Origin of the sequence: Pseudoalteromonas sp. MM17-2, assembly GCF_022347945.1 — a bacterium.
In the GTDB taxonomy this organism is placed as follows: Bacteria; Pseudomonadota; Gammaproteobacteria; order Enterobacterales; family Alteromonadaceae; genus Pseudoalteromonas; species Pseudoalteromonas ruthenica.
In genome coordinates, this window is sequence record NZ_JAKRFV010000004.1 from 173903 (window position 1) to 196122 (window position 22220).

General features: G+C 48.1%; 19 protein-coding genes. 9 read left to right on the forward strand and 10 right to left on the reverse strand.

What is annotated here, in order from left to right; translation table 11 throughout:
- Window positions 1-339 precede the first annotated feature (339 nt).
- Together MHM93_RS05505 and MHM93_RS05510 are read left to right on the forward strand one after the other, a co-directional pair.
- Window positions 340-2862, forward strand: coding sequence for an EAL domain-containing protein (locus tag MHM93_RS05505; protein ID WP_239448307.1), 2523 nt, complete (start codon window positions 340-342; stop codon window positions 2860-2862).
- 42 nt (window positions 2863-2904) lie between these two features.
- A complete protein-coding gene (locus MHM93_RS05510) occupies window positions 2905-3726 on the forward strand; it encodes a DUF2797 domain-containing protein (RefSeq protein ID WP_022946777.1) in 822 nt (273 codons plus the stop codon).
- On the opposite strand, the gene MHM93_RS05515 is transcribed toward MHM93_RS05510, so the two are convergent.
- The gene (locus MHM93_RS05515) at window positions 3699-6215 is read right to left on the reverse strand and encodes an EAL domain-containing protein (protein ID WP_239448308.1); all 2517 of its coding nucleotides are present in this window, start codon (window positions 6213-6215) and stop codon (window positions 3699-3701) included. The genes MHM93_RS05510 and MHM93_RS05515 overlap by 28 nt on opposite strands.
- A 22-nt stretch (window positions 6216-6237) precedes the next feature.
- Between MHM93_RS05515 and MHM93_RS05520 the strand changes: the two genes are divergently transcribed.
- The gene (locus MHM93_RS05520; RefSeq protein WP_239448309.1) at window positions 6238-6564 is read left to right on the forward strand and encodes a hypothetical protein; all 327 of its coding nucleotides are present in this window, start codon (window positions 6238-6240) and stop codon (window positions 6562-6564) included.
- Here MHM93_RS05520 and MHM93_RS05525 read toward each other — a convergent pair.
- The 5 genes from MHM93_RS05525 to MHM93_RS05545 all read right to left on the reverse strand — a co-directional run bounded on the left by MHM93_RS05525 (window position 6561) and on the right by MHM93_RS05545 (window position 11046).
- On the reverse strand, window positions 6561-7478 hold the full coding sequence (locus MHM93_RS05525; protein ID WP_239448310.1) for a histone deacetylase family protein: 918 nt from the start codon (window positions 7476-7478) through the stop codon (window positions 6561-6563). The two genes, MHM93_RS05520 and MHM93_RS05525, sit on opposite strands and share 4 nt — an antisense overlap.
- Before the next feature lie 115 nt (window positions 7479-7593).
- On the reverse strand, window positions 7594-9150 hold the full coding sequence (locus MHM93_RS05530) for a serine hydrolase (protein ID WP_239448311.1): 1557 nt from the start codon (window positions 9148-9150) through the stop codon (window positions 7594-7596).
- Window positions 9147-9647, reverse strand: a complete 501-nt coding sequence (locus MHM93_RS05535; protein WP_239448312.1) for a gamma-glutamylcyclotransferase family protein — start codon at window positions 9645-9647, stop codon at window positions 9147-9149. Before MHM93_RS05535 ends, MHM93_RS05530 begins: the two co-directional genes overlap by 4 nt.
- Window positions 9644-10270, reverse strand: a complete 627-nt coding sequence (locus MHM93_RS05540) for a LysE family transporter (protein WP_239448313.1) — start codon at window positions 10268-10270, stop codon at window positions 9644-9646. The genes MHM93_RS05535 and MHM93_RS05540 overlap by 4 nt, the downstream gene beginning before the upstream one ends.
- On the reverse strand, window positions 10267-11046 hold the full coding sequence (locus MHM93_RS05545; RefSeq protein WP_022945894.1) for a hypothetical protein: 780 nt from the start codon (window positions 11044-11046) through the stop codon (window positions 10267-10269). Before MHM93_RS05545 ends, MHM93_RS05540 begins: the two co-directional genes overlap by 4 nt.
- Before the next feature lie 120 nt (window positions 11047-11166).
- Here MHM93_RS05545 and MHM93_RS05550 point away from each other — a divergent pair, with 120 nt between their 5' ends.
- Both MHM93_RS05550 and MHM93_RS05555 read left to right on the forward strand, forming a co-directional pair.
- On the forward strand, window positions 11167-11754 hold the full coding sequence (locus tag MHM93_RS05550; RefSeq protein ID WP_022945895.1) for an outer membrane beta-barrel protein: 588 nt from the start codon (window positions 11167-11169) through the stop codon (window positions 11752-11754).
- 11 nt (window positions 11755-11765) lie between these two features.
- Window positions 11766-12095, forward strand: coding sequence for a 5-carboxymethyl-2-hydroxymuconate Delta-isomerase (locus MHM93_RS05555; protein ID WP_239448314.1), 330 nt, complete (start codon window positions 11766-11768; stop codon window positions 12093-12095).
- A gap of 53 nt (window positions 12096-12148) precedes the next feature.
- Here the strand turns inward: MHM93_RS05555 and MHM93_RS05560 are convergent, their stop codons facing one another.
- Window positions 12149-14191, reverse strand: coding sequence for a winged helix-turn-helix domain-containing protein (locus MHM93_RS05560; protein ID WP_343224154.1), 2043 nt, complete (start codon window positions 14189-14191; stop codon window positions 12149-12151).
- A 340-nt stretch (window positions 14192-14531) separates the two neighbouring features.
- Here MHM93_RS05560 and MHM93_RS05565 point away from each other — a divergent pair, with 340 nt between their 5' ends.
- A complete protein-coding gene (locus MHM93_RS05565; RefSeq protein ID WP_239448316.1) occupies window positions 14532-17570 on the forward strand; it encodes a TonB-dependent receptor in 3039 nt (1012 codons plus the stop codon).
- Window positions 17571-17631: 61 nt separating this feature from the next.
- Here the strand turns inward: MHM93_RS05565 and MHM93_RS05570 are convergent, their stop codons facing one another.
- Complete coding sequence (locus MHM93_RS05570) at window positions 17632-18468, reverse strand: amidohydrolase family protein (RefSeq protein ID WP_239448317.1); 837 nt, start codon at window positions 18466-18468, stop codon at window positions 17632-17634.
- Window positions 18469-19197 carry an SDR family NAD(P)-dependent oxidoreductase gene (locus MHM93_RS05575; protein WP_045980555.1) on the reverse strand — a complete coding sequence of 243 codons (729 nt, stop codon included), beginning with the start codon at window positions 19195-19197 and terminating at the stop codon, window positions 18469-18471.
- Window positions 19198-19271: 74 nt separating this feature from the next.
- Here MHM93_RS05575 and MHM93_RS05580 point away from each other — a divergent pair, with 74 nt between their 5' ends.
- A complete protein-coding gene (locus tag MHM93_RS05580; protein ID WP_022945901.1) occupies window positions 19272-19661 on the forward strand; it encodes an acyl-CoA thioesterase in 390 nt (129 codons plus the stop codon).
- Here the strand turns inward: MHM93_RS05580 and MHM93_RS05585 are convergent.
- The gene (locus MHM93_RS05585; RefSeq protein WP_239408574.1) at window positions 19658-20062 is read right to left on the reverse strand and encodes an META domain-containing protein; all 405 of its coding nucleotides are present in this window, start codon (window positions 20060-20062) and stop codon (window positions 19658-19660) included. The genes MHM93_RS05580 and MHM93_RS05585 overlap by 4 nt on opposite strands.
- A 197-nt stretch (window positions 20063-20259) precedes the next feature.
- Here MHM93_RS05585 and MHM93_RS05590 point away from each other — a divergent pair, with 197 nt between their 5' ends.
- Window positions 20260-21834: a S41 family peptidase gene (locus tag MHM93_RS05590; protein ID WP_239448318.1), complete on the forward strand. Its 1575-nt coding sequence runs from the start codon at window positions 20260-20262 to the stop codon at window positions 21832-21834.
- Between the two features lie 5 nt (window positions 21835-21839).
- On the forward strand, window positions 21840-22208 hold the full coding sequence (locus tag MHM93_RS05595) for a hypothetical protein (RefSeq protein ID WP_045980552.1): 369 nt from the start codon (window positions 21840-21842) through the stop codon (window positions 22206-22208).
- Window positions 22209-22220: the final 12 nt, after the last annotated feature.

Here is a 22220-nt window from a genome sequence, read left to right on the forward strand (position 1 = left end):
TAAAGCAGCCTCTACAGGCTGAGGGCTTTTCTAAATTCAATTCAGAGGGCTGCGACTGAGCGGCCTTTTTTATTTCAATACAAAAGCGGTTTTTCGCTTACATCACCAATACTATCTCTCTAATAGTTACCATAAACTCCTAACGTAAACTTAAGACCTTAGACGCATAAAGCGTTCACTGGGTGAGGCAAAACTCATTCTTAGTTGATATAAAGTCATAAACCTTTTTCATGGGTTGATATCAAATCGCTAGTAGCAAAAGTAACTGGGCGTTAATCCGTCCATTTTTCTGTGCTTTGCTACACTTTGACCATCTAAACTAGAAGAAAGTATTGCATTTTGTTGCCACGGCTGGATTTATTTAACGTACTTGCTGCTTGTTTGCTAGCCACTCTAGTGCTTATCGCCGGTGTGTTAGCCGCCAATATTACTCAGTCTTCACCCCACAGCCTGGGCGATGAACCAGGGTTAACAGTTGAGCCAAGTTATATAGTGCTCCCGCAAGCGGTCACATTTTCTGCGCTTCATGAAAAGCATTTTGATGACTTCACTGCAGGGTCATGGCAACAGGTTCCTTGGCAATTTGGTACACAGCAATATTGGCTACGTTTAACGATTACCAATAAACAAACTGAGCCAAGCTCGCTTGTTGCCCGCTTTGATAACCCCATGGTCGACAATTTGCTCGTGTATCACCTTGATGAAGCAGGCCAAGTGCAACATAGCGTGCAATTGGGCGACCACCGCCGCGATTTAAGCCAGCTTGAATACGCCCTGCCTCACTATGCATTTACTTTGCAGGGGCAACAACAACGTACCCTAGTTATTGGTATACACACCACAGGCATAAGCAAAACCCCAGTTAACCTTTACTCCGAACAGACCTTTTTTGAGCTTAGTCGCAGTACTTTCTCGTTGTGGAGCGTATATGTTGGCGTGTTATTAATGACCGCGCTGTATAACTTGATTTTATACTTCAGCATTCGCGATCGCGTGTATTTGCTCTATGTGGGCTATATTCTTGCGGTGATGACCTTGCTCGGCATCGTGCTCGGCTATGGCTTTTATTTATGGCCCACGTCATGGCAGCAATGGTTTCACCACCAAGTCATTTTATTTAACTACGCCATCGCCATTACCACGCTGGGGTTTTGCGTTATGTTTTTGCGTTATCACAAAGACCGAGGCAAGCCGTATCGCGTGGCGATAGGTTATTTGCAGCTTTTGCTGTTGTTGTGCGCGCTCAGCCTGTTTTTACCGGAATTTTATAGCGCACCGATATTTTTTATGACCATGCCGGGGCTGTACATCATTTGCTTCTGGCTAATTTTCAAAAAGCTCATCAGTGGTTTTCGGTGGGCTAAATATTACGTGCTTTCGTGGTTTCCGTTGTTATGTGCCGCCGCCATCCAGCCGTTAGAATTGACCGGTGTTATTGAATACAGCTATCTAACCCGTCATGCTTTTTTATTCGGCAGCTTAATTGAAATTACCCTGATGGCCTTGGCACTGGCCGATAGAGTACGCTATCAACGTAAGAAATCACTGTATTACGCCATTCACAATAGCCACAGTGGCTTACTAACCTACACCACCTTGATGCGCCGGATTGCGCAACTACAAAATCAACGTCGCAGTTTCACACTGTGTATCGTGCATATGGCGAACTTTCAAAACCTACAGAAGACCATTGGCATCGAAAGTAGCTCGCAACTGCTCAAAAGTATTGCAGCAGCGCTCAGTGAACATGCTAAGGCGCTTCGCTGTTATCGCATTCACTCAAGCAGCAAAGAAACCGTGGCTGAGCTTAACAACGGCTGCTTAGCAGTGCTCAGCGCAGAGCCTGCGGCAACACTCGAGCGTCAGCGACTGCCAAACTTGCTTAGCCAGTTACAGGCCGAGTTGAGTGTGGCCGATTTACGCCTTAAGCCTAGTTACATTCTTGCTACTGTCGCTGCTGAGCAAAGCTCACAGCCTTTTAAACAGCTAATAGAGCAAGCTTGCCAGTGCGTACAAAAAGCCCCTGCTGGCCGGCATCGTATATTCTCAGTGGATGACAACAGCGATGTCAGCCAGTTACAACGCGCCACTGCACTGCAGCAAGCCATGCACAACAATGAATTGTGTCTTTATTACCAGCCGCAGCTTAACCTGCAAACTCTGCAAGTATGCGGCGCTGAAGCGCTGCTGCGCTGGCCCCAACAACAAAGCCGTGATTTTACCGTTGAAGATATTATTCATTTGGCAGAGCAAACGGGGTTGATCAATCAGCTGACCCTGTGGATTCTTAATTGCGCCTGCAGAGATATCGCTGCGCAAGGAGTGCTGTGGCAAGGGCAGCGTATATCTGTCAACCTCAGTGCCCGAGACATTCATATTGCAGATTTTACCCACAAGCTTGCTGATATCCTTAATGAGCATGGGGTGGCCCCGACACAGCTGAAACTGGAACTGACAGAGTCAGCCCTTGTTGATGATCCAGAAGCGCTTAAAGCCCTTATTGCTAGGCTTGCTGAGTTGGGGGTCCACGTCGTGTTAGACGACTATGGTACTGGCTACTCATCGCTCGAGTATCTCGTTAAATACGCCTTCGCGGAGCTTAAAATTGATAAATACTTTGTTATGTCATTGGCGCATTCTCAACACCACCAAGCGATTGTAAACACGACTATTATGATGGCCCATAACCTTGGTTTAAAGGTCACTGCTGAGGGCGTTGAAACGCAAGAAATCGCTCACTTGCTACGCCATTATGGTGCGGATACGGCACAAGGCTATTTGTATGCTAAACCCATGAATATTGCCGATTACAACGCATGGCTGCAGCAGCACAAGCAATGCAGCAACGACAGTCTAGCCTAGGTTTGCTACCATACGCGCTGACTTTTAACATTGGGGCGTTAAATGCTAGGCACACTAAATAAAATGAAAGCCGCGCTAAGTGATAGCGACGGCGTACATTACCAGCTACCCGTCGGTGACGAACTGCTGTCATTGAATGAGCTAATGGGTCAGCCCATTACCTTAACTCACACCGGCAATATCTTTTGTAAAAACTGCGGCAAAAAAACCAAGAAGAGTTACTCACAAGGTCACTGCTTCGTATGTATGCGCAAGCTCGCTAGCTGTGACATGTGTATTATGAAGCCGGAAACCTGCCACTATGACCAAGGCACCTGCCGCGAGCCACAGTGGGGTGAAGAAAACTGTATGATCCCGCACTATGTCTACTTGGCTAACACCTCAGGGCTTAAAGTGGGCATTACTCGCCATACACAAATCCCCACTCGCTGGATAGATCAAGGCGCGACCGCTGCGCTGCCTATTTTTAAGGTGCAAACCCGCCTACAGTCTGGCTTAGTCGAGGTTGCTCTCGCTGATTTTATTGCCGATAAAACTAATTGGCGCAATATGCTTAAAGGCACGAGCGTGGATGTTGACTTAAAAGCAGCGCGCGATGAGTTAGTGCCACAAATACAGCACAAATTAGATGAGCTGGCTGAGCTCTTTGGAGCCACCGCTGTGGAACTGCTCGATGAAGAGGTGGTAGAAATTAACTACCCAGTACAAGATTATCCGAGCAAAGTCAGTTCCTTTAATTTTGATAAGAACCCTCAGGTCAGTGGTGTACTACAAGGAATTAAAGGCCAGTACTTAATTTTAGATACGGGTGTAATTAATATTCGCAAATTTGGTGCTTACGAAGTAGAAGTAGCGCACGGATAAACATAGCGGTTATTAAAGTCTGTGATACTGCAAGGTTCGCCAAGTAAAAAACCTTGCACGTAATCACAGGCTAAGCCTTGTAAAAACTGGTGTTGGCAAGGCTTCTCCACCCCTTCGGCAACCACCAACAAGTTCAGACTAGAGGCCATGGCAATAATGGCGCTGACAATTTCGCTATTGCCGTATTCATCCGGCACTTTAGCAATAAAGCTAGAATCAACCTTCAGCTTATCAATCGGTAACTTCGTCAAATAACTAAGCGCCGAATAGCCGGTGCCAAAGTCATCCAAAGCCACTTTTACTCCTAGTAATTTGAGCGCTAACAATACTTCCCGTGCTTGGCTAAATGAGCTAATGAAGCTGCTTTCGGTAATTTCAATTTCCAGTTGCTCGGCACTCACTCCATGCTCATTGATAGCCGCAGTCACGGTATCGACTAAATCATGGTGACATAAGTGCGCCGCTGACAAGTTAATTGATAAAGTGCCACTAAAATGTGTGTGCTGTTGCCACTGGGCAAGCAGCGCGCAGCTTCGAGTGATCACCCATTTATCAATATCAATGATCAATCCCAGCTCCTCAGCCAAAGGAATGAACTGCCCCGGTGCCACCATGCCCAGTTGCGGGTCTTGCCATCGCAGTAAAGCCTCAGCGCCACACAACTGCGTTGTTTGGCAATCGACAATAGGCTGTAAAAACAATTCAAACTCATCATTGACCAACGCCTGTTTAATTCGACTACTCATGGTTAAGCGCTCCAAAGAGCGGGCATTCATAGTCGCTTTAAACAGCTGATAAGAGTTTCTACCTAAGTCTTTAGAGCGGTACATCGCAACATCAGCATGCTTTAGCAAGGTTTCCATGCTCTCACCATCATCAGGGTAAATAGCAATACCTATTGATGTAGTAATGGTGATGGCTTGGCCTGCCAACGAAAAGGAGGGCTTAAATTGAGCCAACACTTTCTCTGCACAGGCGATCACCTCATCGATATCCGCCACCTCGTTAAGCAGTAAGGTAAACTCATCGCCCCCCAAACGTGCTAGGGTATCGCCACTGCGCACACAGCGTTGTAATCGCTTCGCCACTTGCTTTAGCAGCTCATCGCCAACACTGTGACCAAGGCTGTCATTGACGCCTTTAAAGTGGTCTAAGTCGATAAACATAATGGCTAAGCGCTGATGTTGCCGCTGACCGTGCGCGAGAGCGACACTGAGCCGGTCTTTGAACAAGCGCCGATTCGGCAGCCCAGTCAGGTCATCAAAGTAAGCAAGCTTAGTGATTTTGCGCTCCGATGCTTTGCGCTCAGTTATATCGGTAAAGATCCCCGCATAGACTAAATCGCTGTCTTGCTTATCTTTAATCTCAATGATGGTGAGCCACTCAACATAGGTGTCACCGTCTTTACGGCGATTACAAATCTCGCCTTGCCATACCCCCTGGCGCGATAAACTCTGCCACATCGCCTGGTAAAAACTGTGGTCATGAGTGCCAGAGCTCAATAATCGCGGGGTCTTGCCTAGTACTTCTTCAGCACTGTAACCAGTTAGTCGAGTAAAAGCAGGGTTAACTTGTAAAATCGTTCCCTGAGCATCGGTGATCATGATGCCATCTAGGGAAGCGGCAATAATTTTATTCGCTAAATACAAATCTTTTTGCGAGGCCTGCAACGCACAATCGCGCTCAGCCAATACTGCTTCCAATTCACTTAAATAAGCAGACTCAATTTCGGTATTGATATGCTTGAGGGTGAGCACCCCCTTTACTTGCTGCGACTCTTTGCTCGCTGTGACAAGCAAATGACGAATACCATGTTGATGCAATAACCGATAAGCATGCAGCAAGGTATCTTCACAACTCACAGTGACCAGTTCTTTACTGGCAAAGGGCCAACAGCATTGCCCCTGTGCCGCGAGCATCATTTCCAGCACATCCGTGGCGGTAATAATACCCACGTGTTGTTGCTGCTCCACCAGCACCGCATGGGTATTCGATTTCGCCATGTGTTGGGCGACAACACGAGCATTGTCGCTGCCTTGCACTTTGGGCACACGGTGATCAAAATGATCGCCAATCAATTTTAGATTAAGGTAATGATCCAACCCCTGATTGCCGACAATATCAGCCAATGACAACAGCCCTAAAGGGGTCTCGTCGTCAGCAACCACAATTAAGTGACGAATCGCCAAGTTTGCACATTTATTGGCGGCGTCATTTAGCGCACTATCATCACTAATCGTATGCACTGGGGTCGACATTAAGGTACGAATGGGTTGGCGCAAAACATCACCATTGTGCGCTTGCGCACGAACACAATCCGACTCGGTCCAAATCCCGATCACCTTATTTTTCTCACGAATGGCAATAGCACTGACATTGTGGCTGCGCATGAGCTTGATAACAGCAATGGCTGGCTGGTGAGGCATACAAAAGTGCAACGCCGATAGCTTGGCGTCTTTTACTTTGTAGTCCCGAGTGCTCAGTTGCATAGCCATTCCTAGAGGTTGTAACATGGCTATACTAGACAATCACTGCATTGCACAATTTGACATAAAACAAAAAATGACCAACTTTCACTTTCCCGTACTGACCGTTGAAGCCGCTCATCTGACCCGTTGTGATAGCGCCAGCGAACTGGCACACCTTTGCAACAGTGCTCAGGTGCTGTTTATTGTTGATGCTCACCAGCAGTATTTTGATGTGTCCGGGCGGCGCATTGAGCGCCAGTGGCCGATGTTACAGCAGGCGTTAAAAGCTTACCTGATTGGCGAAGGCGAATGTTGTGTTAGCAAGCTAAGACTTGGTGATGAAAGCCAAGTGTGGAAGTTCGTCGATTAACCCAGCTGGCCTCGTAGATAATGCTCAACGCTGCGAGATAAAGCAGAGAGGTGATAACCTCCTTCTAAAAAAGACACCACCCCTTTCACGTCATGACTTTGTGCAAACTCACTAATGCATTGACTAAACCAGCCGTAGTCTTGCTCGACAAATTTCAGCGCCGACATATCATCTTCTAAATGCGCATCAAAGCCCGCAGAGACGAAGATAAGCTGGGGTTTAAATTCTTGCAGCCTAGGCAGCCACTGCTGCGCAACCACGTCGCGCAATGCTTGGCCATCACTGGCAGGCGGCAGCGGTGATTGCACTAGGTTATCGCGCGCGATGAGTTCGGGATCTGGGTATAAAGGGCGTTGGAACAGCGAGCACAACAACACCGAATCGTCGTCGCTAAAAATACTCTGGGTACCATCACCATGGTGAACATCAATATCCAATACCGCGATACGTTCAATACCCAGTGACTGCGCATAGCGTACAGCGATTGCCAGATTATTGAAAATACAAAACCCGGCGCTGCGATCTTCACTGGCATGATGCCCCGGTGGTCGCACCGCACAAAAACCAGCATCGATATGTCCGGCGAGAATTTCGTCTACCGCCGTGAGTCCAGCGCCGACGGCTCGCTCAATAGCATGAAGGGTTTGTGGACACAGACGCGTATCGCCATCTAAATCGGCGTAGCCAATATCAGGTATGCGCTGCTCGACCTCATGCACTAAGCGCTCACTATGAACACGCAGATAATCTTGACGTTGCGCCCCACGTGCTTGCAGCTGCCGCACTTCTAAATCCAGGCTGCTAGCAAGTAAACGATCAGAGATAACATCAAGGCGCTCCGGTGACTCAGGATGTTCACTGCCCATTTCGTGACGGCGACATGCGGGGTGAGTAATAACAGCGATTCGAGACATAAGCGGTTTAGGCAATTACATGGAGCCTATATAGTAAACAAGCTCGCATCAATGCGCTTTTCTCCTTTAGTCTTATAATGAACAAGGCACCCTTAGGTGCCTTATTATCACGGTTTTACTGCTCTGTGGCTCGTAAATCTAAATTACGGAAGTCGAAGCTAAAGTCTGTCACCTGTGGTGCCACCGCACGCATAGAGGCTGACTTTAGCGTATTATCGCTACCCATGGTAAATTCGATAAAAGCATCGGCTTCAAGCAATGGCTCGTCCCACTTAACGATGAAGGTGTTGCCACTGTGATGCTTGAGCTGCCCTTTTAAGCGTTTAGTATGGGTAAAATCGATACGCAACTGGCCGCCTACTTCTTCGATAATCACATCGCCGTACCAAGCATCGTGCAAAGTGCCGGTATAATAATGATTAGGCAATGCCTGTTGGTAATCTTCCACCATGGCTGGTTTAGCTGAAGCATAGGCTTTTTCCTTGCGGCTAAAGTGCTGTTCAGCGTAAATTTCGACCCAGTCTTTATCTTCTAGCTCCAGCGCTTGCTCAAAAATTTCCTCGGTCACCGCTGATAAAGCCGAAAACGCCTGCTGGTTTGATAACACCACAACACCGAGCTTTTCTTCAGGGATCAAAGAAACCTGAGAGACCATGCCAAGAATGCCGCCACCATGGCCAACACGCTTGTAACCGTGATAGTCAACAATCGACCACCCTAAACCATAGCCACTGAATTGACGGCGCGAGTCGGCAAAAGCTTTTTTCGACACGGCGCGGTTAATATGCGGTAACCACATCTCACGTTGCTGCTTTTCACTGAAAAGTTGCTCGCCATTAGCCATTGTGCCGCCATTGAGCTGAGTATTTAACCACGAGCTCATCTCTTCAACATTGGAAGCTATTGCGCCGGCACCACGAAAGTCTTCAAGGTAATTGACGAAAAACGGGTGCAGCTTGCCATCTAAAGGAATGTGCCCGGTAGCATAGTTAGTATTGTCTGGTGCAATACGCGAGAACCCGGCGCGTGAGCGGGTCATCTCAAGCGGTGAGAGAATCTTCTGTTCAATATAATCTTGCCAACTCATACCACTGACTCGTGCCACCACTTCACCGGCGGTAACAAACATTAAGTTGTTGTAGGCATATTGACTACGAAAGCTCGACTTTGGTTTTAAATGCTTTAGCCCGGCGAGAATATCCGCCACCGATTTATTAGTGTCTGGCCAAATCATTAAGTCGCCCTGCCCGAGCCCCAATCCGCTACGGTGACTCAACAGGTCGCGAATAGTCATATGCGCCGATGCATACGGATCGTGCAAACGAAACTCCGGCAGATGTGTTTGCACCTTATCATCCCAGTCCAACTTGCCTTCATCTACCAGCATTGCGAGCGCCGCACTGGTAAAAGCTTTGGTATTGGAGGCAATGCCAAACAAGGTCTCGCTAGTCACTGGCTCTTGGCTTTGAATATGGCGCACACCAAAACCCTGGGCATACACCATTTCGCCATCTTCGACGACGGCCACAGCCATACCCGGCACATCAAATCGGGCCATAGAGTGCTCAATAGCGGCGGTTATTTTATCTTTATCAAGTGCTGCCGAGGCCGAATTAGGTAGGTGCAGAGCGGCGAATAGCGCACTCGAAGCTAACAATGTTTTCAGTTTCATTTTTGTTCCTTGTTATACATCTGTGTTTCCCGTAAATGCCGTTCGCGATTTAAATCCTCTACGCTGGCCCTGGTTTTAATAGCGTTCACATAATGCTCCGGTAGCTGAGCTTCACGGGCGCCGTAATACACATGCTGAACATACCAATCAAACGGCAGCGCAACTTTATCTAAGGTATTGGCAATGTAACAAAACACCTGCACTTGCTCATCGCTGTCGATAAGAGTGACCGTGCGAGTTTCAATGTCATAACGCGGCCCTTCGATATCGTGCAAAATACCTTGTTCGTGCTCACTTAATTGCCACACAACCCCATACACGGATTCATCGTCACTGGGATGAATCGTACATTTTCCAGAACCATCCAGACTGAGCATATCAAAATCAAGACGGTGGCCTTTGAGTTCTGCTACGCCAATGCGCTCAGCCCCTGGCAGGCGAGCGCGAATACGGTGAAGTGACATATTTGAGCCAAAGGCAAAATAAAACTGTGTCATAAAAGCACCACTTGTGTCGCTAATAGTAGAAGTACTACGCCGATGGCACGGTCAAACCAAAACCCCTTAGCAAGGAAGAATGTGCGCACCCGTGCCCGTGTCAGCATAATGGATAAAAAAGAAAACCACGCCCAAGTCGCCAGTGCCATATAGAGCCCGTAGCCAAGTTGCACCCATTTAGGCGTATCGATTGAGATCACTAGGGTAAATAACGATAAAAAAAACACCGTTGCCTTGGGGTTTAACGCATTGGTTAAAAAACCACGGCGAAAGGCCACTATAAATGACTCTGCAGGCTGCGTGGTAGTAGGGTGAACTTGCTCAACTTGCCCCGGTTTCGCATGACGTAAAGCCTGAATACCCATGTATGCCAAATAAGCGGCTGCCATGTATTTAAGCAAATTAAATAAATCAGGAGCCTGCGAGATAAGTAATGCCACACCTACGAGGCAGTAAATAATGTGTACGAGAATACCCGCGCCCACCCCAGCGCTGGTAATAAGTGCATTATCGCGACCAAAACGTACACTTTGACGCAGTACTACGGCAAAGTCAGGACCGGGACTGGCAACGGCAAAGAAGTGGGCACTGGCAATCGCTAAAAATTCCGGCCAATAGCTCATACTTGCTCCTTGCTCAGCAAGGATAGCAACATCGGGTTCGGACTATGATTGGCCAGTGTGCTGATAATCTTATGCGCTTTTTTATAATAACTGCGCAAGTGTCCTTTCAAGTGTGCGGTGCCTTGCTTTTCCCCTTTGATAAAACAAAATAACGCCAGTAAAAACACATGTTGCTGCTCAGAAAGCTCACTGGCGCGATTAGCGTAGGGGTTGTAACACTTGCCACAGCCGCCACGGAACTGATAGACGGTGTTGCTAAGCATCACGCCAAAACCAAAGAAGCTGGCCACTACCTCAGTAGCGGCACCTATCATGGCTTCGCCACCGGGTGGCAATACCCCACGCTGATAAATCATAATGCGTGCAAATGCTTGGGCATAACTGGCGATTAAGTCTTGAGGTTGATTAATTTGCTGCGGGTTATAAGACACAAAGATCGCATGACTATGCTCAACACAGTGCGCTTGCTCGCCTCGTAAAGCCCCACTGAAACGCATCAGCGGAAATTGCTGCTCTGGCATCTGCCCCGGACCGAGTAATTGAATAGGCCAATTTTGCAAGCCACTGTGCGCTTTGACTTGGGCAAATACTTGCGCCGCCATTTGCTCTGTACTGCTACTTTGCCCCTGGAAAAATTCATTACTGGGCTGCACTAAGCGACTGTGATTGCGAAAGTAATCCGCATCAAAATGTTCGAAGGCCCATAAAAAGGCATCAAGCAGCCACTGCTGTTCGCTCTCGGTCAGTAACGGCGAGGGTTTTAACCAACTTAACATGTAATTTTTTATTGCAACTTATGTCGTTAACTGCAAGCATATCAACTTGGGTAAAAAATGATAGCCATCAGCGATATGGCTCAGCTATCGATGTCACACTAACGCTCAAGGAGAGCCCTTATGATCACTCGCTCATTGTTGTTAGCCACGACCCTATTTAGCAGCGTTGCTGCCGCCGATGTAGCCGTGACCCTTTATGGTGGTCAATCATTTAGTCAAAGCTTAGAAACCAAAGAAGGCGCCGATATCGACCTTGAAGATGCCAATCACTTTGCGTTTAGTATCGATAGAACCATTACCGATGCCCGCTATGGCTTTTATTACTCAGCCAACAAGAGCGATATTCAAGGGAATAATGAGCGCCAAGTAAATATTCAACACTATATGTTTCAAAGTGCCGTAGAATATCCCCTAGCGAGCTCGACAACGGGTTACTTTGGGGCTCAAATTGGCGCCGCGAATGTCGACCCCGAATGGTTAAGCAGCGATACCTACTTTGCCACCGGGTTATTCACTGGCGCTGGCTATCATGTCACCGACAACGCTCAGCTTATGTTCGAGGTGCGCTGGTTAGCGACCATTATTAATAATGACAGCGACTTTAATTGCACCATTAGCAATGATCCAAATGATCAATGCCTCTGGCATTTTGATGGAGATGTGCTAAACCAATTCAATACCAGCTTGGCATTTAGTATGCGATTTTAACGAGTTCAGCCATGCCACACATTGTTGTAGAACACTCAGAAGATTTGCCTGTACTCCCCCAGGTACTGGTAGAAAAAGTACACCAAGCCACCTTTTCCAGTGGCCTTTTTGAATTAGATGCGATTAAGACGCGGGCCATCGCCTATCGCCATTATCAACTTGGCGAAAACAAAGAAGGCTTCATTCACATCTGTGCTTACATTATGGCGGGACGCTCGCCCATACAGAAACAGCAACTCAGCAATCACTTATTAGAGTGTCTACGCACCTATTGTCGCGAATCAGATTGTCTCAGCGTCGATGTACGTGATCTAGAGCCAGATATATACTGTAAAGGGTAATACGGACCAAGACAGGTGAGGCGAGTATTCGATTCTCGCCTCACCTTTGGCCGTTAGCGATATACCATAATGTCAATTTGCGGGTCTTTATAGGCACTGTACAGCAGCCAATTCTTGTGCGGCACAAAGCTCATTCCCAAATTACGAGAGAAGCCGCGCTCTTGCACCCTGATCACATCGGTCACCTCATTCGTGGCCATATCGTAGCGACTAATACGATAATCGGCGCGATTAACTTTAAAGAAGTACACCTTTTCATTGTGATAATGCCATCCGTAGGCGCCCGACAAGAGCACCTCCTCGGTCAGCGGTGCCGAAGTGCCATCGCTTAAGTTAAGTAAGTACAATCGCTTACCTTGAGGTTTGGCATATATCAAGGTCTGCTCATCCATCGCCATTGCATAAGCGCCGCCATCTTGAGTCAGCACCTGCACGCTCAGGGTGTTCAAATCAATGCTATAAAGTTGCTTCTGGTCAGAAACATAAAGGTGATGGTTGTCTAGAGACCACGTAGGACGCCCAAAATAATTAAGCGACACCTCTAGCTGCTGAGCGCGGCCACTGTGCATATCATAGATATACAAATGATTACTGTGTTCACTGAAGGCATTAAAGGCAATATAGCGGCCATCATGAGACCAGCTCGGGTCCTCTGCGGTCATCTGCAAATGCGTGAGTTGGCGGCGATTGCTGCCGTCGACCTCGGCACTCCATAGCTCATCAAAGCCTGACTCATTGGAGACAAACACTATTTTTTTGGCTTGTTCGCTGTATGCGGGATAGCGCACACTGTGCTCACCTAGCAGCAAGGGGAAAGGAGTTGAGGCCACATCGGCGTCTAGACTCAACCTCACAATCGATTTAGGAATGCGCCAACGGTGGTAATATAAGGCACCATCTGGCCCATAATGCGGATAGCTAAAGCCAGGTAAATCGAGGGCTTGTAATTGTCCACTGGGCAAATGCAAGTGATAACCTTGACGACGCCCTTGTTCAATAACAGAAAAAGTAAGCCGAGATAGCAAAGGATGCCATGCCACACCACGCACATCGAGAAAGCCTGATGTGAGTTGCTGTTGCTCGCCGCTGGTGGTGTTGATCAAGACTAACTCTTCATGGCCTGAGTCATAGTTGCGGCTAACCACCACCTGCGAGGCATCCGGCGATAAAGCTAATGCTTCATCACGAAACTGGCAAGGCTCATGGATGCAGCTCAAAGGCCGCTTGCTACCGGTGCGCAAATCACGCAAATAAGCAATGTTAGTAGTACCATCGGCACTCAAGCCGATATACGCTAATGTGTGACCATCTTTCGAGATAGCAACATCAGCACTGCCTTTACTTAAACACTGATCTAGTATCTGCACCTTGTTATTAAGCAAAGAATGTTGCACCACTTGGCAGCCGATATCCTTGCCCTTACGGTAGTAAAATAATGAATGCATATCAGCGCTAAATACCCCACGACTTTCACGATACGGGCTTTGCGTAATTGCCTGTGCACTTTGCTCCGGTGCTAATAAGCTTTGTTTGTAAAGGTTGGTGGGTTGGCCAAGACGGCGCCACGAGTACAACAGCCATTGACCATCGGGCGATACACTGGGGAAGAGTTCACGCCCTAACTCATCGGTGATTTTAGTACTACTCGCCTGCGCTATTTTAGCTGCCGGTTGCGGCCACCAGAAAAAAATCATCGCAGACAGAGCCATAACACCTAAGAAAATCAAAGCTAACGGGCGTTTAAGCGACTTTGTCTGTGTTTGCTTTGGCTCTTGTGCCTGCGGCGAAATACACAAGCGATAACCCGTTTTGCGCAATGTTTCAATGTATTCATGCTGCGCATCGCATTGTTTAAAGGCACTACGCAGATGCCAGATAGCATTAGTGAGTGCTTTTTTGCCTACATAGGCGTTGCCTTGCCAAATATGCGTAATTAACTCGTCACGACTGACAGGCTCAGGATAGCGCTCGGCTAGATAGCATAATAATTCCATGAATTTGGGCTGCAACGCATGACTATTCTGCCCACATGTAATAATGCAACGGCTTACATCTATATGACACGCACCTATTAAAAATTCCTTGCCAAACTGCACTAATTCTATACAACCCAAAAAGCCAACCTATCCACTTTTGCAGTCTACAGTGATTCACTTTAGTTAACCAAGCCGTTTGCGATAAAGGGTCGAGAAACAAAATTAACCATATGATTTTTAAGGAATAGATATTTAATAGATATAAAAAAGGTTGATAAAAGAGGCTCCCTTGTTTGCTAGTTGTCAGCAATCAAATTACAACGGTTACATGTAATTAACCACTGTCATATTACACATAATTAAAGACCCATCGCTGCCGCGCAGGCAAACTGATTTCCCCCCAGTTATTGGTTTAAGACGCTGCGGCAGCGCCTCGAATATAATAATAAAGGGAACAATCGTGTCTTACTCCAAAACCCCACTTAAAAAGTGTCTAGTCGCGGCAGCAATTAGCGCCTGTTTTAGCAGCTATGCAGTGGCTAACGAGCAACAAGTAGCGCGACAAAATAACGCTACGCCCGCCACCGTTGAACAGCCAGAAGAAGTTGAAAAAATCATCGTCACTGGGTCACGACTACGTCGTACCAATTTTGACACGCCTTCACCCATTGTCAGCGTCGGTAAAGACGAACTAAACGACACTGGGCTTGGCTCATTATCTGAGATATTAGTCGATCAAATACCCGCGATCAGTGAATCATTCAGTAACACTAACAGCCAATCTAGTGTACAAAATACCGGGTTATCCACCATAAACCTGCGAGACTTAGGCACTGACCGCACCTTAACCCTGATCGATGGCCGTCGCGTCGTCTCCAACAGCTACAGCGGCAACTATATCAGCCTTGGCACCATTCCTTCTGGTATGGTGCAACGTGTTGAAGTCATTTCCGGTGGTGCTTCAGCCGTTTACGGCTCTGATGCCATAGCCGGGGTGGTTAACATCATCACCCAAACAGATAAAGTCGGCAGCGAAATTAAAGTGCGCGGCGGCACCACGCATGAAGGCGGTGGCGACGAGTTTACCCTGGATGCCGAGCATGGCTTTACCTTTGCTAATAGCCAAGGCTACGGCTTTTTTAGCGCCACATGGGATCGTCAATTTGGCATTAATTGGGAGGACCGTGACCGAGCAGCTATTGAGGCCAGTTATGATTACCTCGCCAGTAAAATGTGTAATGCCATGAACACCATCGATGGTGACCAATGTATGCGCGACATCACTCAAGCCGATTGGCGAGAGCGCAGCGATGGTACCTATGGCGGGGTATTCGAAGAAGGATTAGATGCCGCTGACGGAGGCTACTACTACACCGCTGATGGCTTACAAAGTGGCTGGAATGAAGAGCGCGATGGTATCAACTATGAGATGTTCGATAAGATTAAAGTCCCCAATGATCGCTTCGCCGCCGCCCTTAAACTTGATTACGATTTGAATGACAGTGTTCGCGGCTATGCGCAAGTGCAATACAGCAAAACCGGTTCCCGCAATGTGAAATCGCCAGAGGACGAATACGAAGGCGCTGATGCACTCATTCTCGACCCATTAACGGGCGCTGCAGGCGAAATTAGCCCAGGGTATATTGAGCTTGATAACCCCTTCTTGCCCGATGAAATTCGCGATAATGCGAAAGGCCGTATCAACTGGGATCGCCGCTTTGCCGAAGTCGGCCCAGTGACCACAGATAACAGCCGAGAAACGATTCGTAGCTGGGCAGGCTTAAAAGGCACGGCCTTTAATGATGAGTGGAACTGGGATGTTTCGGTAGGCTATGGCACCTTTGAGCAAAAACAAAAGCGCCTTAATGAGCTAAATACCGTGCGTGTACGCCAAGCCCTCGCCTCTGAGCGTCTGGCTGATGGCACGGTGCAATGTAAAGATGCCGATGCACGAGCCGAGGGCTGTGTACCGCTGAATATTTTCGGTATTGGTTCGATTACACCAGAGATGGCGGATTGGATCCGGGCCACTCCCGTGATCACCACAGATATTACTCAGCTAAACGTGCAAGGCTATATGACGGGCGATCTATTCGAGATGCCAGCTGGCCCAGTGGCGACTGCTTTTGGCTTTGAGTACCGCCGCGATACCCAAGATGTGATCACCAATAAAGAGCAGCGATATGGCGGCGTAACTTTTAACGTTGTGCCGACCTTCTCAGGTGATATGGATATTTATGAAGCCTTTGCCGAGGCCTCCATCCCCTTAATTAAAGATGCAACTTTAGCAAAATCTCTGGATTTAGAAACCTCGCTACGCATTGCCAACTATAGCCCAGAAGGCATAGATACCATGGCGAGTTACCGCGCAGGGTTTAGCTGGGTGCCAGCCTCAGGTTATATGGTTCGTGCCAACTACTCTCGAGCACAGCGAGCCCCGAACATTACTGAGCTAATGTCGCCACCACGCGGTGACTTTGATAGCTTCAGCGATATTTGTGATGGCGTAACAGCAACCTCCACAGAGCTTGGTCATGATGCCTGTCGCCAAGAAGCGGGAATTGCCCAAGCGATTGCAAACGAAGGCGTGTTTGAAGATGAAAACAGCGGCTACTCACCTAACACTGGTAACGAACTGCTCAAAGAAGAAACCGCCGACACCTACACGTTAGGGTTAACCATTCAGCCGGATTTCGCTCCTAATTTAGGCATGTCGTTCGATTATTATGATATTCAAATCAGTGACTCCATCGAACAAATTGGCAATGAAGATATTCTCCAAGAGTGTTATGCCTCAGCCTCGGTGCCCTTTGGAGAGAATAATAGCTTTTGTGGCGACATTACCCGTGACAGTGATGGTCAAATCACACAAATTTTGCAGCGTGTATTTAACCTCAGCGAAACTCGTACTCGGGGCTATGACATTGCCATCAACTACCGTTACGACTTGCCCGAGTACGGTAGTCTGCGCTTAAAGCTCGATTGGAACCACGTCACCGAGTACAGCATTACCTATGAAGGTAACGACGGCACCGTGGTCAATCGCTACGATGGTGAGCTAGATTCTGGCATTTTCACCGACAAAGCCCGCGCTTCACTTACTTGGTCTTATGAAGACTTACGAGTACGTTGGACCACCAAGTATAAAAGCGACATTGTTGATAGCCATGACCGCGTTGAAGACATGCGCGAACTCTTTGCCGAGAATGCCGCAAGTTGTGCCGCCGGCGATGATAGCTGTGTCGAAAATCCAGAGCAGCCAAAATATCTATATTACCCCTCTTATATCACCCATGATATCTCGCTTTCTTATAACCTCGCATTGCAAGGGGATCAGGACGTGCGCCTATTTGCTGGGGTAAATAATATTTTTGACGACCAAGGCCCGTTTATTCCTTACACAGGCGATAATGTCGAGCATGGCGTCGGCAACTTTGATAGTGAATATGGCGGTGGTGTTGGCCGGTTTGTCTATCTTGGAGCCCAATACAGCTTCTAAACGAGTAGGCTCATCCCCTACCTTGTTGACTAAAGCCTCTCAATGAGAGGCTTTTTTATGGCTAGTGATAAAGCTGCCAAGCATTATCGTGCATAAGTTTGTGCTTTTGCGGCAACACCATATCGGCGTACCCCTGCCACACCTGATGATAACTTTGCTGCATTAAACACAGGGGAAAGTTACTGGCGAGCATCACCCGTTCAGCGCCCAGCGCGTTAATACAACACCTAATAACCTGCTGCTGCCACTGCACTGACTTATGCGGATACAACATTTCCCAGCCACTGCATTTGATCAAGATGTTGTCACAGCGACGCAATAACGCTAGGTTGTCTTGCCATAATGACCACCCATCCACACTCACCAAGCCACAATGATTAATGACTATGTTGATAGTCGGCACAGCAGTGGCCAACTCAATAAGACGTTTACATAATTGGTTATCAGCAAGTGTAAATTGCGCCTCAAAAATAAGCCCTTGCTCTGCTAACAGCGCGGCGTTGTCGATGCAATGGGGGTTAAGTAATCGCGCTCCATCTGCGCCTTCGGTGATATCACGAATACCACGCAATAGGGGATGTTTTAACTTAGCTAATGCCTCAGCAAAAGCAGCAGGGGCCAGGTCAATCACGGCATGACTAATGGCGGCCCCAGTAAATCCCGTGGCAGCCAACCACTGTAGCTCTCGAGCGGGTTCAGCATTGTCAAAACCGGCTTCAATATGCACCGCGCCGCAGTGTTGCAACGGCTCCTTAAGGTGCAAATCCTGTTGCTTAAAATTGCGCGTAATAGCCTGTTTTTGCGGCCAAAATGGCGGTCCTTTGCGCCTTAACCAGTGATAATCACCTCGGCTAAGGTCAAACAAGTGCACATGAGGGTCAAACAGGCGCTGCGACATTTACTGGGCCGTGTAACCACCGTCGATCACCTGCAGTGATCCGGTGATAAACCCAGCTTCATCGCTGGCTAAAAATGCCACTAGGCTCGCCACTTCATGGGCTTGCCCGAGTCGCCCCAACGGCTGCATCGCTGACTCCTGCGCCACCACTTCTTCTTTGTTAGCGCCACTGCGCTGGCAGTAGTTGTCGATGGCATTGTGGAACAACGGCGTTTCTATGGTACCTGGACACACCGCATTGGCCCGAATGCCAAACTCGGCGTAATCCAGTGCGGTGGTTTTCGCCATCGAAGCCAATGCAGATTTCGATAGGCTGTAGGCGAAGGAGTTGCGCTTACCCACCAGTGCTTGGTCAGAAGAAATATAAACAATCGCCCCTTTATTAGCGCTGCGCATACTGGGCAGCACGGCTTGGGTCGCCGCATAAGCACCTTTTATGTTGAGCGCGATAACTTCATCCAGCAGCGCTTCATCGGTCTGCTCTATGGTGGCGCTGCGATGAATTCCCGCATTGCATACCAACACATCAACCCCTTGCTCACGCTCGCATATCTCTGCAATGATCGCTTTTACACTAGGCACATCGCGCATATCACAATGGCGATACTCGCCTTGCTCCGACGTGACAATATCCAAGTTATAGACGCGATACCCTTGCGCTAATAACTTTTCGACAATGGCCAGACCAATTCCTTTACTACCACCGGTTACAATAGCGATTTCACTCATATTCATTTACGCCTTGATGTACTGTAATCCCCATACTAGCATCAGCGCCAAATAAAAATATAGGAATTGAGATTATGACCTTTCGTATTGATATGAAAGTACGCGATTACGAATGTGATATTCAAGGAATTGTTAACAACAGTGTTTATTTCAACTACTTAGAGCATGCTCGTCACGAGTTTTTACTCGCTCAAGGGGTTGATTTTGCTGCGCTTGCGAGAGATAAAATCAACTTGGTGGTGCTGCGTAGCGAGCTGGATTACAAGGCATCGCTTATGCCAGGGGATCATTTCTACGTTACCGTAGAGGTTGTGCGCGAAAGCCGCTTAAAATTTGCTTTTGTGCAAAATGTTTATCGCAGTGCTGATGACAAAGTGGCCCTACAGGCCAAAGTAATAGGGACGGCGGTGAATGCCAAAGGGCGCCCTTTTGTTGCCAAAGAACTGGAAACGCTTATCGCTTAAGGTGTGGTGCGCTTGAAGGTGAGCACATGCTCGCCGCTCAGCGTCATTTGACGCTCGCCAAGGCGCACAATCGGCGCTGACTTCAACGTCGCCAATAGTGCTTGCTCTGTGCCTGTCAATGCGGCGTTACATTGTTTATAGGTCATTCCCAGATTAGTGACTTCTAAGCGTTGCTCGCGAATATTGCTGGCGGCAAAGAAGTCATTGCAACCGGAAAAGCCATTTAGCTGCAAAGCATCAATAAAGCTGAGTGAGGCTTGATGATGGCGCACATCTTCACCATCAACGGACATAAGCTGCCAGTCATGGTACTTCGCTGCATCCGCTAGCTGCTCGTCGGTTGATGCACAACCGCTCAACGCTAAAACCATAGCCATCGCAAAGACTTGTTTTGCTCTCACCTATTACACCTTACGCTTATTCTTAGCCACGTCCGTAGTGGGTATTAACTATCGCGCTAATGCTAATGCAAAGCAACGTATAATGCACTGCTTTAACTAAAAGAAAGCGATATAAATCATAAGAGTTAACTTTCTTTTTACAGTCTTACACGCTTTGATATAAAGTTACTTACAGGCTAACACTAAGGCGAAATTCCATGATCATTAAACATTCTTTTCGAACGGCTTTATGTACCGCTATCATAGCTACCTTAAATGGCTGTGGGGGTGGCAGTGACGATACTACATCTCCAGGCCCTAGCCCCGATACAGGTTGGGTCGCCGGTGTTTTTGCTGACTCCGAACAATTTAAAGGCCAATGCGCTGCGCTAGACCAAAAGTACTGGCTGCGCTCATGGAGTAATGAAACTTACCTCTGGTACGATGAAATTGAAGACCGCGATCCCGCGTCCATCACCGATGTCATTGACTACTTCAATGTACTGAAAACGAATGACGTCACCGCGTCCGGTGCGCCCAAAGATAACTTTCACTTTAGCCTGCCCACCGATGAATGGGAACAACAACAGCAAAGTGGCAGTGTGTTAGGCTATGGTTTTAACTTTCGCGTTGTCAAGGCAACTCCTCCGCGCGAGGTCGTGGTGACCTACAGCGAGCCAAATACTGATGCGAGCACCCAAGGCATTGAGCGAGGTTGGCAAATCGCCGCTGTAAATGGCGTGGATGTTGTCAATAGCGACAATGTCGACGCCATTAACGCCGCTTTGTTCCCCACGCAAACAGGAGTTGAAACACAGTTTACCTTCACCCTGCGCGGCTCCAACCAGCAACAGCGTATTACCTTAGACTCGGCGCAATTCACCCAAGACCCAGTAATGAAGGTGAGCACACTCAGTACCGGCACTGGCAATGTTGGTTATATGCAGTTTAATGATCACAATGCACCTGCCGAGCGTCAGTTAGTTGATGCCGTTAATCAACTCGCCAGCGCCAATATTTCTGACTTGGTGGTTGATATGCGCTACAACGGTGGTGGCTTTCTCGCCATGGCGGCTCAGTTCGGGTATATGATTGCAGGTAGCAATAACACCAACGGGGTGATATTCGAGCAAACTATTTTTAATGATAAAAACCCAGACACAAACCCGGTAACTGGCGATCCCTTAACGCCCTTTCCTTTTATTGACGAATACATTGGCTTCGACCCCGACTCCGGCATCAGTGCGGGCACAGCCTTGCCAAGTCTTAATTTGAACCGTGTATTTGTGCTCACCACCGGCAATACGTGCTCCGCCAGCGAAGCGTTAATTAATGGCTTACGGGGTATTCCCGATAGCCGTAACTTTGAGGTGGTGCTCATTGGCGATGGCACCTGTGGCAAGCCTTATGGCTTTTACCCTACCGATAATTGCGATACCACCTTTTTCACCATTCAATTTACTGGCGTCAATGACAAAGGATTTGGCGAATATGCCGATGGCTTTGCGCCGCAGAATATTACTAATACCGAGCGCGCGCCAGTGCTTGTACAAGGCTGCGCTGTAGCCGATGACTTTAATCATTTACTCGGCGATCGTAATGAGGCCTTGCTCAGTGCTGCTCTTAGCTATCGCGCAACCGGTAACTGCCCTGCAGCGAGCACTTTAACTGGCTTAAAAGGGTATGCTGTTAGCAATGCAGCGGCCAACTCAGGAGCAGCCGCCATCGGCGACAACCGCACGCACAGCAAGTTGCAAAACAACCGGATAATGACGCCAGTGAGAAAGGACTAACGACGATGACCCTTAAAAAAATCACCACCCTGCTAGCGTCAATGCTGTTTATTACCAGTACCGGCTGCAATAGCACCAGCGACTCACAGCTCAAGCAAACCCTACTGGTCAATGCCGCAGACGAGCAAGTCGCTGAGATTATCAGTCGCATCCTTGACGCTGATAAGGTGCGCCTCAGTGGCGGCGTATTCACCCAGCAAAGCTCATTGGTACTGAGCCATCCCAATGTGGTCGATAGCCAAGGCAACCCTATTATGGGCAAACAAATCACCATGCCCGATCGCTTTATGCTCATGCGCGATGAAGACCAGTGTTATATCCACCACCTAAATAGCGACACCCTAGTCGCGGCACCACAGCTGCAATGCCAGTAAAAACAAAAAGGG

Coding starts and splice junctions, on each gene's coding strand:
- MHM93_RS05510 (WP_022946777.1), top strand. CDS start 2,905: ATGCTAGGCACACTAAATAAAATGAAAGCCGCGCTAAGTGATAGCGAC.
- MHM93_RS05515 (WP_239448308.1), bottom strand. CDS start 6,215: ATGCAACTGAGCACTCGGGACTACAAAGTAAAAGACGCCAAGCTATCG.
- MHM93_RS05520 (WP_239448309.1), top strand. CDS start 6,238: ATGGCTATACTAGACAATCACTGCATTGCACAATTTGACATAAAACAA.
- MHM93_RS05525 (WP_239448310.1), bottom strand. CDS start 7,478: ATGTCTCGAATCGCTGTTATTACTCACCCCGCATGTCGCCGTCACGAA.
- MHM93_RS05530 (WP_239448311.1), bottom strand. CDS start 9,150: ATGAAACTGAAAACATTGTTAGCTTCGAGTGCGCTATTCGCCGCTCTG.
- MHM93_RS05535 (WP_239448312.1), bottom strand. CDS start 9,647: ATGACACAGTTTTATTTTGCCTTTGGCTCAAATATGTCACTTCACCGT.
- MHM93_RS05540 (WP_239448313.1), bottom strand. CDS start 10,270: ATGAGCTATTGGCCGGAATTTTTAGCGATTGCCAGTGCCCACTTCTTT.
- MHM93_RS05545 (WP_022945894.1), bottom strand. CDS start 11,046: ATGTTAAGTTGGTTAAAACCCTCGCCGTTACTGACCGAGAGCGAACAG.
- MHM93_RS05550 (WP_022945895.1), top strand. CDS start 11,167: ATGATCACTCGCTCATTGTTGTTAGCCACGACCCTATTTAGCAGCGTT.
- MHM93_RS05555 (WP_239448314.1), top strand. CDS start 11,766: ATGCCACACATTGTTGTAGAACACTCAGAAGATTTGCCTGTACTCCCC.
- MHM93_RS05570 (WP_239448317.1), bottom strand. CDS start 18,468: ATGTCGCAGCGCCTGTTTGACCCTCATGTGCACTTGTTTGACCTTAGC.
- MHM93_RS05575 (WP_045980555.1), bottom strand. CDS start 19,197: ATGAGTGAAATCGCTATTGTAACCGGTGGTAGTAAAGGAATTGGTCTG.
- MHM93_RS05580 (WP_022945901.1), top strand. CDS start 19,272: ATGACCTTTCGTATTGATATGAAAGTACGCGATTACGAATGTGATATT.
- MHM93_RS05590 (WP_239448318.1), top strand. CDS start 20,260: ATGATCATTAAACATTCTTTTCGAACGGCTTTATGTACCGCTATCATA.
- MHM93_RS05595 (WP_045980552.1), top strand. CDS start 21,840: ATGACCCTTAAAAAAATCACCACCCTGCTAGCGTCAATGCTGTTTATT.